The 2,078-nt window shown below is 72.0% G+C and carries 2 protein-coding genes; both read right to left on the bottom strand.

The features are described from left to right. Nucleotides 1-31: 31 nt before the first annotated feature. Nucleotides 32-571 carry a hypothetical protein gene (locus tag HLK59_RS49750; RefSeq protein ID WP_171148286.1) on the bottom strand — a complete coding sequence of 180 codons (540 nt, stop codon included), beginning with the start codon at nt 569-571 and terminating at the stop codon, nt 32-34. Further along, nucleotides 568-2,010 (bottom strand): HAMP domain-containing sensor histidine kinase, encoded by a 1,443-nt coding sequence (locus HLK59_RS49745; RefSeq protein ID WP_171148285.1) that lies wholly within the window; start codon nt 2,008-2,010, stop codon nt 568-570. Before HLK59_RS49745 ends, HLK59_RS49750 begins: the two co-directional genes overlap by 4 nt. Between the last annotated feature and the right edge of the window lie 68 nt (nt 2,011-2,078).

The following is a 2,078-nucleotide window of genomic DNA, read 5'->3' as shown; positions in this document are numbered from 1 at the left end:
ACCCTCCACCTGGTGCCCGCCCGCCGACCCACTACAGCTCGGGACAGCGCTCCACACCCCCCACCACCACCTCGCCCGTCGCATCCGTCACCGTCACCGTCGTCGACTCCAGATCCTCGCGGGTGAGGAGATACGCCCGCGCGGCGGTGCAGATGACCTGGTCCGCCGCGAGACGGGTCAAGTCACCTGCGTAGGAGGGAAGTTCGACGTGGACGGCGTTGTTCTGCGCTGTCAGCCGTACTGCCTCGTCGGGGAGGGGCTCGGTCGGCGAGGGAGTGGGGCGAAGGGGCGTGGGCTGGACGGCCAGGGCCGTCGTGAGGCGTTCGCGTCGCTCCTGTGGGGTCGGGCCCTGGAGGAGTGACTCGACGGCCGTCACGGGTTCGCCGGCGTCGGAGATCGTGCGGGAGACCGCGACCAGGGCGCCGTCCCGGATCAGGTAGACCGGTACGGTCGGGGGAATTCCGCTCGCGGGTCCGCCCGCCTCCACCACCCCGGTCGCGGGGATGTCGCAGGCGGAGAGCAGGAGGGCCGACGCCGCGAACAGCAGCGCGGTGGCGTGGGCCGGCTTCAAGAGGAACCACTTCCCGCCGACTCGTCCCGCCGTAGCGGGAGTTCTACGGTGAAGACCGCGCCGCCCTCGGGGCGGTTGGCCGCGCGGATCGTGCCGCCGTGCATCCGCACGTTCTCCTCCGTGATCGACAGGCCCAGCCCGCTGCCCTCCGTACGGGTCCGCGCGCTGTCCGACTTGTAGAAGCGCTCGAAGACGTACGGCAGTACGTCGGCCGGGATGCCGGGGCCGCTGTCCGTCACCTCGATGATCACCGAGGTGACCGCCGGCGCGTCCGTCGACAGACCGATCCGCACCGGCCGTGCCCCGTGCCGCAGCGCGTTCCCGACCAGGTTGGCCACGACCACGTCCAGTCGCCGCGGGTCGACCCTTCCGCGCAGTTCGTCGGGGCCCGGCAGTGCCGTCTCCACCTCGTCCGACCAGCCGCGGGAGGCGAGCGTGCGGCGGATGGACTCGGCGAGGTCGATCTCGTCCAGATGGAGGACCGCCGCGCCCGCGTCGAAGCGGGAGATCTCCATCAAGTCCTCCACGAGACGGGCGAGTTTGACCGTCTCCTCGCTGATCAGCCGTACCGCGGTGGCCGTGTCCGGGTCGAGGTGGCCGGCCTCCTCGTCGAGGACGTCGGTGACCGCCGACATCGCGGCCAGCGGGGTGCGCAGTTCATGGGAGACGTCCGCCACGAAACGACGGGCCCGCGCCTCCATGGCGCGCAGTTCGGCGACGGACTGCTCCAGGGCCGCCGCGGTCTCGTTGAACGTGTGGGACAGGTCGGCGAGTTCGTCGGATCCGTTGACTTCGAGGCGGGTGTCGAGGTGGCCCTCGGCGATGCTGCGGGTGGCGCGGCGGAGGGCGCGGACCGGACGCAGTACGCCGCGCGCGGCGAACAGGGCGAGCAGTACGGCGGCGCCGAGGGCCGGCACCATCGCCCGTTCCACGGCGGTGACCAGGGCGTCGACGGAGGCCTGTTCGCCGGTCTGGGGCACGGTGAGGAAGACCTGGACGCCGGTCAGCACCGGAATGCCCCCGGTCGGACCGCCGAACACGACCGACATGCCGACGACCAGAGAGGTACGTCCACCGTCGCGCACCCGTTGGAACACCGTGGCCCGGCTGGAGTCGACGGCATCGCGCACGGCGGGCGTCAGTTCACCGAAGGGGTCGCCCGGGACCGAGGTCTCGGAGATCCCCTCGTACCGGACCAACACCCGCCATGTGCCGGCCGGTTCGGCGCGGGCCACGTCCACGGCGAACTTCTGCAGTGCCTGCCGGGAGGGGGGATACGTCACGTCCGGTGCCAGGCGGCCGACCTGGGCACGCAGCTGCGCGATGACCGTGTCCTGGCTCTGCTTGAGGACCCCGTTGCGGGCCTCCCGGAAGGCCAGAGCGCCGGTCGTCATGGTGGCCAGGGCGGCGACGAGCCCGAACGCCACGACCAGCCGCATCCGCAGACCACCCCGGCCGATCCACGCCGGGAACCTCCCCGCCGTACGCCCGCTCCCACCCGTACGCC

It is taken from the genome of Streptomyces sp. S3(2020) (assembly GCF_013044505.1).
Lineage (GTDB): Bacteria > Actinomycetota > Actinomycetes > Streptomycetales > Streptomycetaceae > Streptomyces.
Note: the sequence above shows the minus strand (reverse complement) of the source record. Positions and strands in the feature narration are given on the sequence as shown.

Bases quoted from the DNA above. Each gene is read 5' to 3' on its own strand.
- HLK59_RS49745 (WP_171148285.1), bottom strand. From the start codon at position 2,010: ATGCGGCTGGTCGTGGCGTTCGGGCTCGTCGCCGCCCTGGCCACCATG.